14 protein-coding genes are annotated in these 18730 nt (G+C 54.9%); 5 read left to right on the top strand and 9 right to left on the bottom strand.

All coding sequences use genetic code 11. The features are described from left to right. The first annotated feature begins 34 nt into the window (after positions 1-34). The 5 genes from clpP to ACP7BO_RS05335 all read left to right on the top strand — a co-directional run bounded on the left by clpP (position 35) and on the right by ACP7BO_RS05335 (position 7140). Positions 35-676: an ATP-dependent Clp endopeptidase proteolytic subunit ClpP gene (gene clpP / locus ACP7BO_RS05355; RefSeq protein ID WP_060694236.1), complete on the top strand. Its 642-nt coding sequence runs from the start codon at positions 35-37 to the stop codon at positions 674-676. A gap of 106 nt (positions 677-782) precedes the next feature. Then, positions 783-2066 carry an ATP-dependent Clp protease ATP-binding subunit ClpX gene (gene clpX / locus ACP7BO_RS05350; protein ID WP_060694234.1) on the top strand — a complete coding sequence of 428 codons (1284 nt, stop codon included), beginning with the start codon at positions 783-785 and terminating at the stop codon, positions 2064-2066. A 154-nt stretch (positions 2067-2220) separates the two neighbouring features. Then, complete coding sequence (gene lon, locus ACP7BO_RS05345; RefSeq protein WP_397454450.1) at positions 2221-4617, top strand: endopeptidase La; 2397 nt, start codon at positions 2221-2223, stop codon at positions 4615-4617. 150 nt (positions 4618-4767) lie between these two features. Beyond that, the gene (locus tag ACP7BO_RS05340) at positions 4768-5040 is read left to right on the top strand and encodes an HU family DNA-binding protein (protein ID WP_003183171.1); all 273 of its coding nucleotides are present in this window, start codon (positions 4768-4770) and stop codon (positions 5038-5040) included. A gap of 228 nt (positions 5041-5268) precedes the next feature. Continuing rightward, entirely contained in the window at positions 5269-7140 is a 1872-nt protein-coding gene (locus ACP7BO_RS05335) for a SurA N-terminal domain-containing protein (RefSeq protein WP_397454449.1), read from the top strand. A gap of 85 nt (positions 7141-7225) precedes the next feature. Here ACP7BO_RS05335 and ACP7BO_RS05330 read toward each other — a convergent pair whose 3' ends face one another. The 9 genes from ACP7BO_RS05330 to ACP7BO_RS05290 all read right to left on the bottom strand — a co-directional run bounded on the left by ACP7BO_RS05330 (position 7226) and on the right by ACP7BO_RS05290 (position 18672). Continuing rightward, positions 7226-7570 (bottom strand): antibiotic biosynthesis monooxygenase family protein, encoded by a 345-nt coding sequence (locus tag ACP7BO_RS05330; protein WP_426209012.1) that lies wholly within the window; start codon positions 7568-7570, stop codon positions 7226-7228. Next, complete coding sequence (locus ACP7BO_RS05325) at positions 7567-8724, bottom strand: cytochrome P450 (protein WP_426209010.1); 1158 nt, start codon at positions 8722-8724, stop codon at positions 7567-7569. The genes ACP7BO_RS05330 and ACP7BO_RS05325 overlap by 4 nt, the downstream gene beginning before the upstream one ends. Positions 8725-8926: 202 nt before the next feature. After that, positions 8927-9721: an enoyl-ACP reductase FabI gene (gene fabI / locus ACP7BO_RS05320; RefSeq protein ID WP_003441378.1), complete on the bottom strand. Its 795-nt coding sequence runs from the start codon at positions 9719-9721 to the stop codon at positions 8927-8929. Positions 9722-9740: 19 nt separating this feature from the next. Next, the gene (locus tag ACP7BO_RS05315) at positions 9741-11351 is read right to left on the bottom strand and encodes an ABC transporter ATP-binding protein (RefSeq protein WP_426209008.1); all 1611 of its coding nucleotides are present in this window, start codon (positions 11349-11351) and stop codon (positions 9741-9743) included. Position 11352: 1 nt separating this feature from the next. Further along, the gene (locus ACP7BO_RS05310; protein WP_060694222.1) at positions 11353-12372 is read right to left on the bottom strand and encodes an ABC transporter permease; all 1020 of its coding nucleotides are present in this window, start codon (positions 12370-12372) and stop codon (positions 11353-11355) included. Position 12373: 1 nt separating this feature from the next. Continuing rightward, a complete protein-coding gene (locus ACP7BO_RS05305) occupies positions 12374-13447 on the bottom strand; it encodes a microcin C ABC transporter permease YejB (protein WP_060694218.1) in 1074 nt (357 codons plus the stop codon). Next, the gene (locus ACP7BO_RS05300; RefSeq protein WP_397454445.1) at positions 13448-15289 is read right to left on the bottom strand and encodes an extracellular solute-binding protein; all 1842 of its coding nucleotides are present in this window, start codon (positions 15287-15289) and stop codon (positions 13448-13450) included. It abuts the gene before it with no gap. Continuing rightward, positions 15286-17115 (bottom strand): extracellular solute-binding protein, encoded by a 1830-nt coding sequence (locus tag ACP7BO_RS05295; RefSeq protein ID WP_397454444.1) that lies wholly within the window; start codon positions 17113-17115, stop codon positions 15286-15288. The genes ACP7BO_RS05300 and ACP7BO_RS05295 overlap by 4 nt, the downstream gene beginning before the upstream one ends. A gap of 156 nt (positions 17116-17271) precedes the next feature. Then, a complete protein-coding gene (locus ACP7BO_RS05290; RefSeq protein WP_397454443.1) occupies positions 17272-18672 on the bottom strand; it encodes a transglycosylase SLT domain-containing protein in 1401 nt (466 codons plus the stop codon). Positions 18673-18730 lie beyond the last annotated feature (58 nt).

Raw genomic sequence — 18730 nt, 5'->3', positions numbered from 1 at the left:
TCCAGACAAGACTATTTGGGAGTGACTGCCGGACATGTCCCGCAATTCTTATATTCAGCAGAACTCTGACATTCAGGCCGCTGGCGGCCTGGTCCCGATGGTTGTTGAGCAGTCTGCCCGTGGCGAGCGCTCCTACGACATCTATTCGCGCCTCCTTAAGGAGCGGATCATTTTCCTGGTAGGCCCTGTTGAAGACTACATGGCAAACCTGGTTGCTGCGCAGCTGCTTTTCCTTGAGGCCGAAAACCCGGACAAGGACATTCATCTCTACATCAACTCTCCTGGCGGCTCTGTAACAGCAGGGATGTCGATCTACGACACCATGCAGTTCATCAAGCCGGACGTATCGACCATTTGTATTGGTCAAGCCTGCAGCATGGGTGCTTTCCTGCTGGCAGGTGGTGCTCCGGGCAAGCGTCATTGCTTGCCTAACTCGCGCATGATGATTCACCAGCCACTTGGCGGTTTCCAGGGGCAGGCGTCGGATATCGACATTCATGCCAAGGAAATCCTCAATATTCGTCACCGTTTGAACTCGCTGTTGGCTCACCACACCGGTCAGACTCTCGAAACTATCGAGCGTGACACCGAACGTGACAACTTCATGAGCGCTGAGCGTGCAACCGAATACGGTTTGATCGACTCTGTGTTCAGCAAGCGTCAAATGCCCGCTTAAGTAGCTCAAATGTAGGTGGTTGGATTTACTAACCCTTTGCGGGCTTGAAAAAGCCCGCAGTTGCCTTCATCTTGTGTTGCAAGCCTATCGGATTTGGATCGATCGAATGACTGACACCCGCAACGGCGAGGACAACGGCAAATTGCTCTATTGCTCCTTCTGTGGCAAAAGCCAGCATGAAGTGCGCAAATTGATTGCCGGCCCCTCGGTCTTTATCTGCGACGAATGCGTCGACCTGTGCAATGACATCATCCGTGAGGAGGTGCAGGAAGCCCAGGCCGAAAGCAGTGCGCATAAATTACCTTCGCCAAAAGAAATCAGCGGCATCCTTGATCAATACGTCATTGGTCAGGAGCGTGCCAAAAAGGTTTTGGCTGTAGCGGTTTATAACCACTACAAGCGCCTTAACCAGCGTGACAAGAAAAATGACGATGTCGAACTCGGCAAGAGCAACATCCTGCTGATCGGTCCTACTGGCTCGGGTAAAACCCTGCTGGCAGAAACCTTGGCTCGTTTGCTGAACGTACCTTTCACGATTGCAGATGCAACCACGCTTACTGAGGCGGGTTACGTAGGCGAAGATGTGGAAAACATCATTCAGAAACTGCTTCAGAAATGCGATTACGACGTAGAAAAGGCCCAGATGGGTATCGTCTATATCGATGAAATTGACAAGATTTCGCGCAAATCTGACAACCCTTCCATTACCCGCGATGTTTCCGGTGAGGGTGTACAGCAGGCACTGCTTAAACTGATCGAAGGCACTGTTGCTTCCGTACCGCCTCAAGGTGGTCGCAAGCATCCTCAGCAGGAATTTTTGCAGGTTGATACCCGTAATATCCTGTTTATCTGTGGCGGTGCATTTTCGGGTCTGGAGAAGGTTGTTCAGGCGCGCTCAACTCGTGGCGGCATCGGCTTCAGTGCTGAGGTGCGCAGCAAGGAAGAGGGCAAGAAGGTTGGCGAGTCCCTGCGAGAAGTCGAACCTGATGATTTGGTCAAGTTTGGTCTGATCCCGGAATTTGTTGGACGTCTTCCTGTTCTGGCGACACTTGATGAGCTGGACGAAGCTGCACTGATGCAGATTCTGACCGAGCCTAAGAACGCGCTGACCAAGCAGTATGGCAAGTTGTTCGAGATGGAAGGCGTTGATCTCGAGTTCCGGGCTGATGCCTTGAAAGCTGTGGCCAAGCGTGCGCTTGAGCGCAAGACGGGCGCGCGTGGTTTGCGTTCGATTCTGGAAAGCGTATTGCTCGACACCATGTTTGAAATCCCCTCGCAATCCGAGGTGAGTAAAGTGGTGATCGACGAAAGCGTTATAGAAGGTAAGTCCAAGCCGTTGTTGATTTATGAAAACAACGAAGCGACTGCCAAGGCTGCACCTGACGCGTAAGTGTATTACGTGTTACGTGTTAAAGAAGGGGCCTTCGGGCCCCCTTTTTTTTCCCTGTCGTACAACGCTTGTTTTTTTTCGGAACTGCCCCCATCTTGGCTTCAAGCTTACTTCCATCTGATTACGGCCTTATGGCCGCCGTAGAGGCGAAATCATGAAGACAACCATTGAATTGCCTCTCCTGCCATTGCGCGATGTTGTGGTTTATCCGCACATGGTTATCCCACTGTTCGTGGGACGCGAGAAATCAATCGAGGCCCTTGAGGCTGCGATGACGGGCGACAAGCAGATTCTGCTGTTGGCTCAAAAAAATCCTGCCGACGATGATCCGGGCGAAGACGCGCTCTATCGTGTAGGTACCATTGCCACTGTTCTGCAATTGCTCAAGCTTCCGGATGGCACCGTTAAAGTTTTGGTTGAGGGCGAGCAGCGCGGTGCTGTCGAGCGTTTCGGCCAGGCTGATGGCTATCTGAGTGCCGAAGTTTCCTTGATTGATGAGGTGGCTGCCCCGGAACGTGAGTCCGAGGTGTTTGTACGCAGCCTGATCTCTCAGTTCGAGCAATATGTGCAACTGGGCAAGAAGGTTCCGGCTGAAGTTCTGTCGTCGCTTAACAGCATTGATGAGCCAAGCCGCCTGGTCGATACGATGGCTGCCCATATGGCACTCAAGATCGAGCAGAAGCAGGAAATCCTTGAGATCATCGACCTGCAAACCCGGGTTGAGCACGTGTTGGCGTTACTTGATGCCGAGATTGACCTGCTGCAAGTTGAAAAGCGTATTCGCGGTCGTGTCAAAAAGCAGATGGAGCGCAGCCAGCGCGAGTACTACCTGAATGAGCAGATGAAGGCCATTCAGAAGGAGCTCGGCGATGGTGATGAAGGTCACAACGAAATCGAAGAGCTGAAAAAGCGCATCGATTCAGCAGGTTTGCCCAAAGATGCAATGGCCAAGGCTCAGGCTGAGCTGAACAAGCTCAAGCAAATGTCTCCGATGTCCGCAGAGGCCACTGTCGTGCGCTCCTACATCGACTGGCTGGTGCAGGTGCCGTGGAAAGCGCAGAGCAAGGTGCGTCTGGACCTTAAGCGCGCTGAAGACATTCTTGATGCCGATCACTACGGTCTGGATGAAGTCAAAGAGCGGATACTCGAATATCTTGCCGTGCAAAAACGTGTGAAGAAAATTCGTGGGCCGGTTTTGTGCCTGGTCGGACCTCCAGGTGTAGGTAAAACCTCTCTTGCCGAGTCCATTGCGCACGCGACTAACCGAAAATTCGTACGTATGGCCTTGGGTGGTGTGCGTGACGAAGCGGAAATTCGCGGTCATCGTCGTACCTACATCGGCTCGATGCCAGGTCGTTTGATCCAAAAGATGACAAAAGTCGGTGTGCGTAACCCTCTGTTCCTGCTCGATGAAATCGACAAAATGGGCAGTGATATGCGCGGTGATCCGGCCTCTGCTCTGCTTGAGGTGCTTGATCCCGAGCAAAACCACAATTTTAATGACCATTACCTTGAGGTCGACTACGACCTGTCCGATGTAATGTTCCTGTGTACCTCCAACTCGATGAATATCCCTCCGGCATTGCTGGACCGGATGGAAGTCATTCGTCTGCCGGGTTACACCGAAGACGAAAAAATCAACATCGCTGTCAAATACCTCGCCCCCAAGCAAACTGAAGCCAATGGTTTGAAAAAAGGCGAGATAGCGTTCGACAATGAAACCATTCGCGACATCATTCGCTATTACACCCGCGAAGCCGGTGTGCGGGGCCTTGAGCGCCAGATTGCGAAGATTTGCCGCAAGGCAGTCAAAGAACACGCGATGGAAAAACGTTTTGCAATCACGGTCACACCAGAGCTTCTTGAACACTTTTTGGGTGTTCGAAAATACAGCTACGGTCTGGCCGAGGTGCAGGATCAAATTGGTCAGGTGACCGGTCTGGCCTGGACTCAGGTCGGTGGCGAGCTGCTGACGATTGAGGCTGCGGTAGTACCGGGCAAGGGCCAGTTGATCAAGACCGGTTCCCTCGGTGACGTGATGGTTGAGTCGATTACTGCTGCATTGACGGTGGTTCGCAGTCGCGCCAAGAGCTTGGGTATCCCGTTGGATTTCCACGAGAAACGCGATATCCACATCCATATGCCAGAAGGTGCTACACCCAAAGATGGTCCTAGTGCGGGTGTAGGAATGTGCACGGCTCTGGTTTCGGCGCTTACTCTGATTCCAGTTCGTGCTGATGTTGCGATGACCGGCGAAATTACCTTGCGTGGCCAAGTATTGGCGATAGGGGGCTTGAAGGAAAAGTTACTGGCTGCCCATCGAGGTGGGATCAAGACTGTAATTATTCCTGAAGAAAACGTCCGCGATCTGAAGGAAATTCCTGACAACATCAAACAGGATCTTCAGATTAAACCGGTTAAATGGATTGACGAGGTCCTGCAAATTGCGCTGCAATACGCGCCAGAGCCCTTGCCGGATGTGGCTCCCGAGATCGTTGCCAAGGATGACAAGCGAGAGTCTGACTCTAAGGAAAGAATTAGCACGCATTAATACGGATTTGCCTGACGTGCTTTCTTGACGCTTTTTAGAGCCCTTGTTATAAAGCGGCTCTATAAGTGTCCGTAAGTGCTTCAGCAGTCGTTTTGCTTTTTACCAAAAAAACTTTAGAAACATACTCAGATAGATATAAGGGGACTTAGAGTGAACAAGTCGGAACTGATTGATGCTATCGCTGCATCTGCTGATATCCCGAAAGCTGCAGCTGGCCGTGCGCTGGACGCAGTAATCGAATCCGTCACTGGCGCTCTTAAGGCTGGCGACTCTGTGGTACTGGTTGGTTTTGGTACTTTCTCTGTGACTGATCGCCCGGCTCGCACTGGTCGTAACCCACAGACTGGTAAAACGCTGGAAATTCCTGCTGCTAAAAAACCAGGCTTCAAAGCCGGTAAAGCGCTGAAAGAAGCGGTTAACTAAGTTTTTGTAACACATTTACCCAACCGGGTCAGGCGCACGCCAGGCTTGGCAGCGGAGCGGTAGTGCCGTCGGTGGTTTCATCGACGTGTTACGCCGGGGGTCGCGGGTTCGAGCCCGGTCCGCTCCGCCAGTTACGAGAAGGCGCATCCTCGGATGCGCCTTTCTTCTATCCGGACTCTACCCACGCTCCACGGTTGCTCATTATGCAAGACCGTTTCTGGGGGAAGCATGCTGCAAAATATCAGGGACAATTCACAAGGCTGGATTGCCAAGACCATCATCGGTGTCATCGTCGCGTTAATGGCGTTGACCGGTTTCGATGCTATTTTTAAAGCCACCTCTACCAGCCAGGATGCGGCCAAGGTTAACGGTGAAGAAATCACTCAAGTCGAGCTCAGCCAAGCTGTTGACATGCAACGTCGTCAACTGATGCAACAGCTCGGCAAAGATTTTGATGCCTCTATGCTGGATGAGAAAATGCTGCGCGAAGCAGCACTGAAAGGGCTGATCGATCGCAAATTATTGCTACAGGGCGCTAATCAGGCGAAGTTCTCTTTCTCTGAAGCCGCTTTGGACCAAGTCATTCTGCAGACGCCTGAGTTTCAGGAAAACGGCCAGTTCAGCGCTGAGCGTTTCGATCAGGTGATTCGCCAGCTGGGTTACGGTCGCCTGCAATTCCGCGACATGCTGGGCCAGGAAATGCTGATTGGTCAGTTGCGTGCCGGTTTGGCGGGCAGTGGTTTCGTGACCGATGAGCAAGTTAATGCGTTTGCCCGTCTCGAAAAACAAACCCGTGATTTCGCTTCTCTGAACATCAAGGCCGATCCGGCTGCTGTGAAAGTGAGCGATGACGAAATCAAGGCCTACTACGACGAGCATGCCAAAGAATTCATGACTCCCGATCAGGTCGTGATCGACTACATCGAGTTGAAGAAATCTTCGTTCTTTGATCAGGTGGCTGTGAAGGATGATGAGCTGCAAGCTCTTTATCAGAAAGAAACCGCCAACCTGGCAGAGCAGCGCCGGGCGTCGCACATCCTGATTGAAGTGAACGACAAGGTCAGCGATGAGCAGGCCAAAGCCAGGATTGCCGAGATCCAGCAGCGTCTGGCCAAGGGTGAAAGCTTCGAGGCATTGGCTAAAGAGTTCTCCCAGGATCCAGGCTCGGCTACCAATGGCGGTGATCTGGGTTTCGCAGGTCCGGGTGTTTACGACCCTGTTTTTGAAACAGCACTTTACGCACTGAAAAAAGATCAGGTGTCGGAGCCGGTTCGCACCAGCTTTGGCTACCACCTGATCAAGCTGCTGGGCGTAGAGGCTCCTGAAGTGCCAAGTTTCGCCAGCTTGAAAGGCAAGCTGACGCATGACCTGAAAACCCAACAGGTTGAGCGCCGCTTTGTTGATGCAACCAAGCAGCTGGAAGACTCTGCCTTCGAAGCATCCGACCTGGTTCAGCCAGCTCAAGAACTGAAACTGACTGTGCATACATCTGCACCGTTTGGTCGTCAGGGTGGCGAAGGTATTGCTGCCAACCGTGCCGTGATCCAGGCTGCGTTCAGCACCGAAGTGATGGATGAAGGGGCAAACAGCACGGCCATCGAGCTCGATCCGGAAACGGTAGTTGTGTTGCGCGTCAAGGAACACCTCAAGCCTGAGCAGTTGCCTCTGGAAGCCGTTGCCTCAAGCATTCGTGCGCAATTGGTTAAAGAGCACGCCAGTGCTGCAGCTAAAACCAAGGCTGAGGACATCATCAAAGGTTTGCGCGATGGCAAGTTGCCGTTGAATCAGCCAATCGATGGTCTGTCGTGGAAGGTTGAGGAGGCTGTTGCCCGCGGTCAGGAAGGTATTGATCCTGCCGTGCTGCAAGCCGTATTCCGCCTGCCCAAGCCTGTGTCCAAGGACAAGCCGACTTTTGGTAGCGTGACCCTGGCCGATGGCACTGTTGTCGTACTGCGCTTGAATGGCGTGAACGATGCTGCCAAGCCGACAGATGAAGAGAAGGCGTCGTATCGTCGCTTCCTCGCTTCGCGTGTTGGCCAGCAAGACTTCGAAGCTTATCGCAAGCAGTTGCAAAACGAAGCGAAGGTCGAGCGCTACTAAGCGTTGGATCACTCGCATCAAGAAAAAGGCCGCTCATTGAGCGGCCTTTTTTATTGCGGTAATACAAACAACGCAATCCCTGCCGTCACGGGTGTGCTTTTCGGCTATCAGCCGGGGCCTCAGAGCGCTCAGTGAGGGAGTAGTCACGCAGCACATGGGCGATGCGCAAGCGATAGTCTTCGAAGACCTGGGCGCGCCCTTCAGACTGAGCCTGACGATGCTCTTCCAGTCGGCGCCAGCGCTGTATGGCCTCTTCGTCGCGCCAGAATGACAGTGACAGCACCTTTCCAGGCTCGCTGAGGCTCTGGAAGCGCTCGATGGAAATGAAGCCCTCCAGTTCAGCGAGCAATGGCCTGAGTTCGGCAGCAAGATCGAAATAACGCTGCAATTGATCGGTGTGCGGCCTGGCCTCAAAAATAACGGCAATCATTGCGCAATCTCCGGCTGCCGGCCAAATCGGGGGATCCGGCCATTGAGTGATGAGAGATAGCGCCATTGCAAAGTGCGGATCGAGGACGAGTCCTGTCGTTTAAGTAGCGCGCCAATGGTTTCAGAGGTGATCGCCAGTGCCAATTGCTGGCCTGGGCACTGATGCCTGCCGTGCCCGAAACTGAAGCTCTGGCGCTGAGACCGCTTGAGCAACAAGCAGTCGGGATCTGGATTGATATCCGGATCTCTGTTGGCAGATGCCAGCAGCAACAAAACCCGATCACCTGCCTTTAAAGTGCAATTGCCGATCACGCAGGATTTGGCTACAAAGCGCCGGGTGTTCTGGACCGATGGGTCTAAGCGAGATACCTCGGTAACCAACTCGGGTATGAGTGCGGGGGTTCGGCTGACTTTTTCAAGTAACTCCGGGTCTTGTTGCAGAGCTACCAGCGTGTTGCCGATCAATCCCGCGGTGGCTTCGCAGGTCTGTGATAACAAACCGATCAAATTCGCGATCAATACGTCATGGTCTTCCTGCGTACCCGATCGTGCACCTGAGCAAATAGCCTTGAGCAAAGCGCCGGGGGCGTATTCATCCTTCAAAAGGTGGTTAAACATCTGACTTAGCCGGGTTGCAGCAATATCAGCATTGCGCCGCTGCAATTCATTGCTCAAAGGGGAGAGGCACGCGACGAAATCACGTGTCAAAGCGGCAACAGTGGGTAGCTGCTGCGCACCAAAGCCCATCAACCTGCAAAGCACGGAAACCGGCAACGTGAACATGAGCGCGTTCAGGCTATTGGCAGAGCAGTCTGTCTTGACCAGTTGTGCAACCAATGCTGCGATTTCTGCTGGTGGCACTGCTGCCAGTACCGGCTCGATAGCCGCTCTGGGGCACTGATGGCGCTGCCCTTCGTTCATACGCATCAAGTTGCCAAAAACCAGGCCGGCAGGTGTTTGAGCTATCAATTGGGGAACGGGTTCATGGCAGGGGCGTACCAATAAATCAGGATGTTGCAGCATGGCCTGTATGACTGTTGCTCCGCTTGCGACCCAGCATTCCAGACGGGTGTCGAAGTACAAGTCTGCCTGGTGTCTCAGTTGCGAATAACAGGTATAGGGGTCGGCGTGCGTTACAGCCTCGAAGGGTGTCATTCAGAGCGTCCTTTTCACTAAGAATGTTTACTTTCCCCCATCCTCCTGGCCGATGATTCGCTCAGGAGCGAAGTATGAATGTTGCACGCGCGCACTCATTTGCAGCCCCCTCGCTCCGCCAGGGTGCTTTAAAGCCCACAACGCAAAACGCCCGATGCAATCAATGCACCGGGCGTTCTGGAATGTTGCTGCTGCGAAGAAGTTACTCTTCGAGGCTGCCCATTGCGGTGGTGTTGAAACCGCCGTCTACGTACATGATTTCGCCGCTGATGCCCGATGCCAGATCAGAGCACAGGAACGCGCCGGCATTGCCGACTTCGTCAATGGTCACGTTACGACGCAGAGGAGTCTGCGCTTCGTTGGCCGCCAGCATTTTGCGGAAGTTCTTGATACCCGATGCAGCCAGGGTACGAATCGGGCCGGCCGATACGCAGTTAACGCGAGTACCTTCCGGGCCCAGGCTGCCTGCCAGGTAACGTACACCCGCTTCCAGGCTGGCCTTGGCCATGCCCATCACGTTGTAGTTGGGCATGGTGCGCTCTGCGCCCAGGTAGGACAGGGTCAGCAGGCTGCCATTGCGGCCTTTCATCATTGGACGGCCAGCCTTGGCCAGGGCCACGAAGCTGTAGGCGCTGATGTCGTGAGCGATGCGGAAGCCTTCACGAGTCGTCGCGTCTGTGAAGTCGCCATCCAGCTGGTCGCCAGGTGCGAAGCCAACGGAGTGAACGATGCAGTCCAGACCGTCCCATTTTTTGCTCAGATCTTCGAAGACCTTGGCGATTTCTTCATCGCTGGCAACGTCGCAAGGGAAGCACAGTTCAGGGTTGGAGCCCCAGCCTGCAGCGAACTCTTCAACGCGGCCTTTAAGCTTTTCGTTCTGATAAGTGAAAGCAAGTTCAGCGCCTTCACGGTGCATGGCGGCAGCAATGCCAGAAGCGATGGACAATTTGCTAGCGACACCGACGATCAGGACGCGCTTACCGGCGAGAAAACCCATGTGTTGTTCCTCTATCAGGTTAATCGACAGCCACTGGCGCCAAAAAGGCGGCTTCCAGCAGCTGCTGTGTATATGGATGTTGCGGTGAGGCAAAGATACTTTGCGCATCACCCTGTTCGACCACTTGGCCATGCTTGACCACCATCAGTTGGTGGCTAAGCGCTTTGACGACAGCCAGGTCATGGCTGATAAACAAATACGTCAGGTTGTACTTGGCTTGCAGTGAGCGCAGCAGCTCAACTACCTGACGTTGTACAGTGCGGTCCAACGCGGAGGTTGGCTCGTCCAGCAGAATCAACGCCGGTTTTAAAACCAGTGCCCGGGCAATGGCGATCCGTTGCCGTTGCCCGCCTGAAAACTCGTGAGGGTAGCGGTGCCGGGTTTCCGGATCCAGACCTACTTCTCGCAAGGCTTCAATAATTGCGATTTCCTGCTCTGCAGCGGTGCCCATACGGTGAATGCGCAAACCTTCACCGACAATCTCGCTGACGCTCATGCGTGGGCTGAGACTGCCGAACGGGTCCTGGAACACCACCTGCATTTCCCGCCTCAGCGGTCGGATTTCCTGACGCGACAGACAGTCTAGCCGTTTGTCTTCGAAACGAATCAAACCCTGGCTGGCAATCAGACGCAAAATCGCTAGGCCCAGTGTCGACTTGCCCGATCCGCTCTCTCCCACAATGCCCAGGGTCTGTCCCTGTAGCAGGCTGAAGTTTATGCCGTCGACCGCTTTGACGTAATCAACTGTCTTGCGCAGCAGGCCCTTTTTGATCGGGAACCATACTTTCAGGTCCTCGACTGCCAGCAATGGCGGCCCTGCGATTGTCCTGGCAGGGTCTCCGCTGGGCTCTGCACTTAGCAATTCCCGGGTGTACGGATGCTGTGGTGAACGAAACAACTGTTCACACGATGCCTGTTCGACGATTAAACCTTGCTGCATGACACATACGCGATGCGCAATTCGTCGAACCAGGTTCAAATCGTGACTGATCAGGAGCAACGCCATCCCCAGGCGTGCCTGCAATTCCTTCAGTAATTCGAGAATTTTCAACTGCACCGTAACGTCCAGTGCCGTAGTGGGTTCGTCTGCGATCAAGAGTTCGGGTTCGTTCGCCAGGGCCATGGCGATCATCACGCGCTGACGCTGGCCCCCTGACAGCTCATGTGGCAGCGCTTTTAGACGCTTGCGGGGCTCCGGTATGCCAACCAGCTCCAGCAGCTCCAGAGTGCGCTGTGTGGCCGCCTTGCCGGTTAGTCCCTTGTGAATGCCGAGCACTTCATTGATTTGCTTTTCAATGCAGTGCAACGGGTTCAGCGATGTCATGGGCTCCTGGAAAATCATGGCAATGCGATTGCCACGAATATGCCTCAGCTTTTTCTCCGGCAGAGTCAGCAGATCCTCTCCGGCATAGACGATGCTGCCCGTGGGATGACGTGCCAGCGGGTAGGGCAACAGTCGCAAAATCGAGTGTGCGGTAACTGATTTCCCCGAGCCGCTTTCACCTACCAGTGCCAGGGTTTCGCCGCGTTTGATGTCGAAACTGATGCCTTGCACCACACGATGGGGTCGTTCGCCGCTTACAAACTCTACGGAGAGATCACGCACTTCAATCAGATTTTCCTGCGTCATCTCATTTCCTCGGGTCGAAAGCATCGCGAGCGGACTCGCCGATAAACACCAGCAGGCTGAGCATGATGGCCAGCACGGCGAAGGCACTGATGCCCAGCCACGGCGCTTGCAGGTTGGACTTGCCTTGCGCAACCAGTTCGCCCAGTGACGGCGCGCCCGGGGGCAGGCCGAAACCCAGGAAGTCCAGCGCGGTGAGGGTACCAATGGCGCCAGTCAAAATAAACGGCATGAAGGTCATGGTCGAAACCATCGCATTGGGCAGGATATGGCGGTACATGATCGCCATGTCCTGCATACCCAGAGCCCGTGCGGCGCGCACATATTCCAGGTTGCGTCCGCGCAGGAATTCGGCGCGCACCACATCGACCAGGCTCATCCATGAGAACAGCAACATGATCCCCAGCAGCCACCAAAAATTCGGCTGTACGAAGCTGGCAAGAATGATCAGCAGGTACAGCACGGGCAAGCCTGACCAGATTTCAAGAAAACGCTGACCGGCGAGGTCGACCCAACCGCCATAAAAACCCTGAAGTGCCCCGGCGATCACGCCAATGATCGAACTCAAAATGGTCAGTGTCAGGGCGAACAGCACCGAAATCCTGAAGCCATAAATCACCCGGGCCAATACATCGCGGCCTTGGTCATCGGTACCCAGCCAGTTTTCGGCGGAGGGTGGCGCGGGAGCGGGGACTTTCAGATCGTAGTTAATGCTTTGATAGCTGTAAGGGATGGGCGGCCACAATACCCAGGCGTCTTTCTTGGCCAGCAGTTCGCGGATATAGGGGCTCTTGTAGTTGGCTTCGAGCGGGAACTCCCCGCCAAAATCCGTTTCCGGGTAGCGCTTGAGTGCCGGGAAATACCACTCACCGTCGTAATTGATCACCAGCGGCTTATCGTTGGCGATCAGCTCGGCGCCAAGGCTGAGTCCGAAGAGCAGCAAAAAGATCCACAGTGACCACCAGCCACGCTTGTTGGCCTTGAAACGTTCAAAACGTCTTCGATTGAGGGGGGACAGTTTCATCTCAATGCTCCCTGCTTTCGAAGTCAATGCGCGGATCAACCAGGGTGTACGAGAGGTCGCCGATCAGTTTTACCAGCAGCCCGACCAGAGTGAAGATAAACAAGGTGCCGAAGACTACCGGGTAATCACGATTGATCGCCGCTTCAAAGCTCATTAACCCCAGGCCGTCCAGCGAGAAAATCACCTCGACCAGCAATGAGCCGGTAAAGAAAATCCCGATAAAGGCTGACGGGAAACCGGCAATTACCAGCAACATGGCGTTGCGGAATACGTGGCCGTAGAGCACGCGGTGGTTGGTCAGGCCTTTTGCCTTGGCGGTCACGACATACTGTTTGTTGATTTCATCCAGAAAGCTGTTTTTGGTCAGCAGGGTCATGGTTGCGAAGTTGCCGATTACCAGTGCCGTGACGGGTAACGCCAGGTGCCAGAAGTAATCGAGGATCTTGCCCCCCAGGCTCAGCTCTTCGAAGTTGTTGGAGGTCAGGCCCCGTAACGGAAACCAGTCCAGATAGCTGCCTCCGGCAAAGACCACGATCAACAGGATGGCAAACAGAAAGGCCGGAATGGCGTAGCCCACGATGATTGCCGAACTGGTCCAGACGTCGAACTGGCTACCGTGTCGCGTGGCCTTGGCAATGCCCAGCGGGATGGACACCAGGTACATGATCAGGGTGCTCCACAATCCCAGCGAGATCGACACGGGCATCTTCTCCTTGATCAGGTCGATGACCTTGGCATCCCGGAAAAAACTTTCGCCGAAATCCAGTCGGGCGTAGTTCTTGATCATGATCCACAGGCGTTCAGGGGCGGGCTTGTCAAAGCCGTACATCTTCTCGATTTCCTGGATCAGTGCCGGATCCAGCCCCTGGGCTCCGCGATAGTTGGAGCCCGCCACCGAAACCTCGGAGCCACCGCCCGCGATACGGCTGGTAGCGCCATCGAAGCCTTCGAGTTTGGCAATCATCTGTTCAACCGGCCCACCCGGAGCCGCCTGGATGATGATGAAATTAATCAGCAAAATCCCGAACAGTGTCGGAATGATCAGCAGCAGTCGCCTGAATATATACGCCAGCATTTAAGGCTCCAGGTTTGCGCTTTCGGTTTGAGTGGGGGTAACGGGTTTGGCGTCAGGTTTTGCCCACCATGTCGCGGTACCAATATCGTACATAGGGGTAACCGCGGGATGGCCAATATGGTTTGAATAGGCCACGCGCCAGGTTTTGATGTGCCAGTTGGGGATCACGTAGAAGCCCCATTGCAAGACACGATCCAGGGCACGGGCATGGTTGATCAGGCTTTGCCGGGACTCGGCATTGATCAGGCCCTCGGTCAGTTGATCGATGGCCGGGTCTTTGAGTCCTATGAAATTGCGGCTGCCGGGCTTGTCGACGCTTTGCGATTCCCAATACTCACGCTGCTCGCTGCCCGGGGAACTGGACTGCGGAAAACTGCCGACAATCATGTCGTAGTCCCGTGAGCGCAGGCGATTGAGGTACTGGGAAGGATCGACCCGGCGGATTTGCAAGTCGATGCCCAAGTCACTGAGGTTGCGTTTGTAAGGCAACAGGATTCGCTCAAACTCGGTCTGTGCCAGCAGAAACTCGATTTTGACCGGCTTGCCCTGGGCGTCGACCATCTTGTCATCGACGATGCGCCATCCGGCGTCTTGCAACAGTTGATAGGCACGCCGCTGCTGGTCGCGAATCATGCCGCTGGCATCGGTGACGCCGGGCTTGAACACGTCGGTAAAGACCTGGTCGGGGATCTGGCCGCGCAAGGGCTCCAGAATAGCCAGCTCTTCGGCAGTGGGCGGTGCTTTTGCGGCCATTTCCGAGTTTTCAAAATAACTGCCGGTACGTGCGTAAGCGCCGCTGAACAACTGTTTGTTGGCCCACTCAAAATCGAACAGCAGGCTTAGCGCCTCTCGTACTCGCACGTCCTGAAACATTGGCTTGCGCAAGTTGAAGACAAAACCTTGCATGCCTGTGGGGTTGTGGTTGCGAATTTCTTCTTTTTTCAGACGACCCTGGGTGAATGCCGGACCGTTGTAGGCGCCGGCCCAATTTTTGGCGCTGATCTCGAGCCAGTAATCAAACTGCCCGGCCTTGAGTGCTTCAAAGGCCACGCTGTTGTCTCGGAAATAATCGACGGTAATCGTATCGAAGTTGTACAGCCCTTTATTGATCGGCAGGTCCTTGCCCCAGTAGTTCTTGTTCCTTTCATACCGAATAGAGCGACCGGGCTTGATCTCGGTGATGGTGTAGGGACCGCTGCCTACCGGGATTTCCAGATTACCCTTGCCGAAGTCGCGGTTTTCCCACCAATGCTTGGGAAGAATGGGAAGTTGACCCAGAATCAGCGGCAATTCACGGTTCTTGTTGTGCTTGAACGTGAACTTCACCTGTAGCGGGTTTTCCGCGATGGCCTGGTCAACATCGCTGTAGTAACCCTTGTACAGTGGCGAGCCATTTTTCATCAGGGTGTCGAAGCTGAACACCACGTCTTCGGCGCGAATCGGGTGGCCGTCATTGAATCTGGCTTCGGGACGCAGGTAAAAACGCACCCAGCTGTTGTCCGGAGCCTTTTCGATTTTTTCGGCGATCAGGCCATAGGCCGTAAAGGGTTCATCCAGGGTTTGGCGGGTCAGGGTGTCAAAGGTCAGCTCAATGTCGTCGGCCGGAACGCCTTTGTTGATAAAGGGGTTAAGGCTGTCAAACGTACCCAGGGCCGACTTTCGGAAGGTGCCGCCCTTGGGGGCATCCGGATTGACGTAATCGACATGCTTGAAGCCGGCCGGATATTTGGGGGGTTCATCGTAGAGCGTCAATGCATGTTGCGGGGCCGCCAGTGCCGCGCAGGCAAGGCTGGCCAGCAACAGGCCGGTCAGAGGTTTGAGCAGCGTACGCAAAGGCATCATTGGTTTTTCTCCGTAGGCTTGAGCCACCATGCGCTAAGGCCCAGGGTGTAGGGCGGCGTAGTCACGAAGGCGAACCGGTTGCGGTACGCCAGGCGATGGTAATTCAGATACCAGTTAGGAATGCTGTAGTGCTGCCACAGCAGAACGCGATCCAGCGCCCGGCCTGCCGACAGTTGTTCTTCGCGTGTCTGGGCTGCTAGCAATCGTTCAAGCAGTTTATCGACCACCGGGTTCGCCACGCCTGCATAGTTCTTGCTGCCTTTGACATTGGCCTGGCTGGAATGGAAGTACTGCCACTGCTCAAGGCCGGGGCTCAAGGTCTGATCCAGGGTCATCAGGATCATGTCGAAGTCGAATTGATCCAGGCGTTGCTTATATTGCGCGCGGTCCACGGTGCGCAGCCGGGCATCGATGCCGATGCTGGCCAGGTTCTCTACATAGGGTTGCAGGATGCGCTCAAGGTTGGGGTTTACCAGCAGTATTTCGAACCGTAAGGGTTTGCCGTCGTTATCGAGCAGACGCTGCCCGGAAAGTTTCCAGCCACCTTCGGCCAGTAAACCCAGTGCCTGGCGCATGGTGTGCCGGGGAATGCCACGGCCATCGGTCTGCGATAGCTCAAAGGCCTGATTGAACAGTTCCGGGGGCAGCTGGCTGCGCCAGGGCGAGAGCATTAGCCACTCATGTCCCTGTGGAATGCCGCTGGCCGAGAACTCGCTGTTGGGGTAATAACTGGTGGCACGCTTGTAGGCACCGTTGAACAGCGTACGGTTGGTCCACTCAAAGTCGAACATAAGCCCCAGGGCCTCACGTACCTTGGCCTGCGCAAAAGCAGGGCGCCGGCTGTTCATGAACAGGCCCTGGGTTTGTGTCGGGATCTGATGAGTGATTTCGGCCTTGATCACGTCGCCCCGACGTACTGCCGGGAAGTTGTAGCCATTGGCCCAGTTCTTGGCCTGGTGTTCGATATAAATGTCGAACTCGCCCGCCTTGAATGCTTCGAAGGCAACATCGCTGTCGCGGTAGAACTCCACTTCAACCCTGTCGAAATTGTATTTGCCGCGATTGACCGGCAGGTTGGCCCCCCACCAGTTTTTGACGTGCTCGAACACCAGTTGCCGGCCGGGTGTGACCTTGGTGATGCGATAGGGCCCGCTGCCCAGCGGCGGTTCGAAGGTGGTGGCCTTAAAGTCGCGGTTTACCCAGTAGTGCTGTGGCAGGACTGGTAGCTCGCCCAAGCGCAAGATCAGTAGCGGGTTGCCCGCGCGCTTGAACACGAAGCGAATGCGCTTGGGCCCGAGGACATCCACGCGCTGCACTTCCTGAAGGTTGGTCCGGTACTGCGGATGCCCCTCCTTGAGCAGCAGGTTGTATGAAAATGCGACGTCGTAGGCGGTGATCGGCGTGCCGTCGTGAAAACGGGCTTCGGGGCGCAGGTTGAACACGACCCAGCTGCGGTCTTCGTTGTACTCCACTGATTGCGCGATCAGCCCGTAGCTGGAGGTCGGCTCATCGCCGGAGGGTGCATATTGGCCGGTCCCTGCCATCAGGGTTTCGTTTAGCTCGTTGACCCCGTATTGCAGGAAATTTGCGGTCGACACCGGGCTGGAGCCCTTGAAAGTGTAGGGGTTGAGGGTGTCGAAGGTCCCAAACGCCATGACCTTGAGCGTCCCGCCTTTAGGCGCATCAGGATTGACCCAATCGAAATGGGTAAAGGTGGCCGGATACCTGAGGGTGCCGAACTGAGCATAACCGTGGCTTTCGCTCAGGGTTGCGCTTGCGGGGAAGCTCAAGGCCAGGCTGATTAGTAGCGGGAGGAGGGGTCGCATCAAGGCAAGAGATCCGATCCAGGCGTTGGGCTTAAGGTTTCCGTACAGTAACAGCTTGTATCTACGGGAAAAAGGCCACTCTGGAAAGCACTACGGGCAAGTTGTTTCTCACATTTATGTAGGAAACAACTTGCCCGCAATATTGTCCGCCAGTGTTTAGCGAGGCTTGGAAACCGTCAGCATTTGTCCTGGCTTAAGGGCTTTGGCGCTGCTCGGGTTCCAGCGCTTGAGGTGCTGCATTTCAACGTTGAAACGCTTGGCAACGATGTACAGCGAGTCGCCTTTTTTGACTTTGTATTGTGTAGGTTTTTTGCCTGTTGGCTTGCGTGTGTCCTGCATGACCAGAATCTGGCCGACCTTCAGGTTGTTGCCGCTTAGTTTGTTCCAGTGCTGCAGGTCTTTGGCATTGACCTTGTTGGCTTTGGCAATCAGCGTCAGGTTGTCGCCACTCTTGACCCGGTACTTGCGGTTAAGCCTGGCGGGTGAAGCGCTTGCAACGTTGTCAAATACCGGCTTTTTAGGGCGCAGGCTGATCAGCTCTTCCTGGTTGAGGTTGGACAGGCTGGCTGTCAGCAGTTGCGCTTTGGAAGTGGGGACCAGTAAATGCTGGGGGCCATCGATGGTAGCGCGCTGCTTGTAGGCAGGGTTTAGCTGGAACATCTCGTCTTCGTCGATCTCGGCCAGCGCTGCCACGCGTGACAAGTCCATGGACTGTTTGATTTCGACCACTTCGAAGTAGGGTTCGTTGGCTATCGGGTTCAGGTTGATGCCATAGGCCTCGGGGGCCAGAACCACTTGGGACAGTGCCAGTAATTTGGGGACGTAGTCTTTGGTTTCCTGCGGCAGGGGCAGGTTCCAGTAGTCAGTCGGCAACCCGAGTTTCTGGTTACGTTCAATGGCCCGGCTAACGGTGCCTTCGCCGGAGTTATACGCGGCCAGAGCCAGCAGCCAGTCACCGTTGAACATGTCGTGAAGGCGGTTGAGGTAGTCGAGTGCGGCGATGGTGGATGCTGTTATATCGCGTCGCCCGTCATAGGCGCGGGTTTGACGCAAATTGAAGTAACGGCCTGTTGAAGGAATGAACTGCCAGAGCCCGACTGCATTGGCGTGGGAATACGCCATAGGGTTGTAGGCGCTTTCGATGGCTGGCAGCAGTGCCAGTTCCAGCGGCATGTTGCGCTCTTCGAGACGCTCAACGATGTAATGGATATAGAGGCTGCCGCGCTCTCCGGCGTTTTCGAGAAACGACGGGTTGCTGGCAAACCACAAACGTTGCTGTTCGATGCGCGGGTTAACGTTCTGGCCGTCTTGCAACTTGAAACCCTGGCGCATCCGTTCCCACACATCTTGCGGGGCAACAGGGCTAGGTTTTTCGCTGAGCCAGAGCGGCTCTTGAGGGATACGCTTGGTGATTTTAAGGCTGGCGCGTTCGGTTGGCTGTGCCGAATGATCCATGGATTGGCAGCCCGCGAGAATGGCGGATACCGCCACTGCGATGGCTTTGACCAAGCGCGTCAATGCGTCTGAATTGATGGAGTTACCTATAGATGACGACATTGGCTAGAAGATAGTTCAGGCAAAAATGTCGGGGGATTCTAGAAAGCAGGGGGGGCGC

This window comes from Pseudomonas sp. TWR2-1-1 (assembly GCF_049897045.1).
GTDB lineage: Bacteria > Pseudomonadota > Gammaproteobacteria > Pseudomonadales > Pseudomonadaceae > Aquipseudomonas > Aquipseudomonas versuta.
Note: the sequence above shows the minus strand (reverse complement) of the source record. Positions and strands in the feature narration are given on the sequence as shown.

Bases quoted from the DNA above. Each gene is read 5' to 3' on its own strand.
- clpP (WP_060694236.1), top strand. From the start codon at position 35: ATGTCCCGCAATTCTTATATTCAGCAGAACTCTGACATTCAGGCCGCT.
- fabI (WP_003441378.1), bottom strand. From the start codon at position 9,721: ATGGGTTTTCTCGCCGGTAAGCGCGTCCTGATCGTCGGTGTCGCTAGC.
- ACP7BO_RS05330 (WP_426209012.1), bottom strand. From the start codon at position 7,570: ATGATTGCCGTTATTTTTGAGGCCAGGCCGCACACCGATCAATTGCAG.
- clpX (WP_060694234.1), top strand. From the start codon at position 783: ATGACTGACACCCGCAACGGCGAGGACAACGGCAAATTGCTCTATTGC.
- ACP7BO_RS05295 (WP_397454444.1), bottom strand. From the start codon at position 17,115: ATGCGACCCCTCCTCCCGCTACTAATCAGCCTGGCCTTGAGCTTCCCC.
- ACP7BO_RS05325 (WP_426209010.1), bottom strand. From the start codon at position 8,724: ATGACACCCTTCGAGGCTGTAACGCACGCCGACCCCTATACCTGTTAT.
- lon (WP_397454450.1), top strand. From the start codon at position 2,221: ATGAAGACAACCATTGAATTGCCTCTCCTGCCATTGCGCGATGTTGTG.
- ACP7BO_RS05335 (WP_397454449.1), top strand. From the start codon at position 5,269: ATGCTGCAAAATATCAGGGACAATTCACAAGGCTGGATTGCCAAGACC.
- ACP7BO_RS05315 (WP_426209008.1), bottom strand. From the start codon at position 11,351: ATGACGCAGGAAAATCTGATTGAAGTGCGTGATCTCTCCGTAGAGTTT.
- ACP7BO_RS05305 (WP_060694218.1), bottom strand. From the start codon at position 13,447: ATGCTGGCGTATATATTCAGGCGACTGCTGCTGATCATTCCGACACTG.
- ACP7BO_RS05290 (WP_397454443.1), bottom strand. From the start codon at position 18,672: ATGTCGTCATCTATAGGTAACTCCATCAATTCAGACGCATTGACGCGC.
- ACP7BO_RS05300 (WP_397454445.1), bottom strand. From the start codon at position 15,289: ATGATGCCTTTGCGTACGCTGCTCAAACCTCTGACCGGCCTGTTGCTG.
- ACP7BO_RS05310 (WP_060694222.1), bottom strand. From the start codon at position 12,372: ATGAAACTGTCCCCCCTCAATCGAAGACGTTTTGAACGTTTCAAGGCC.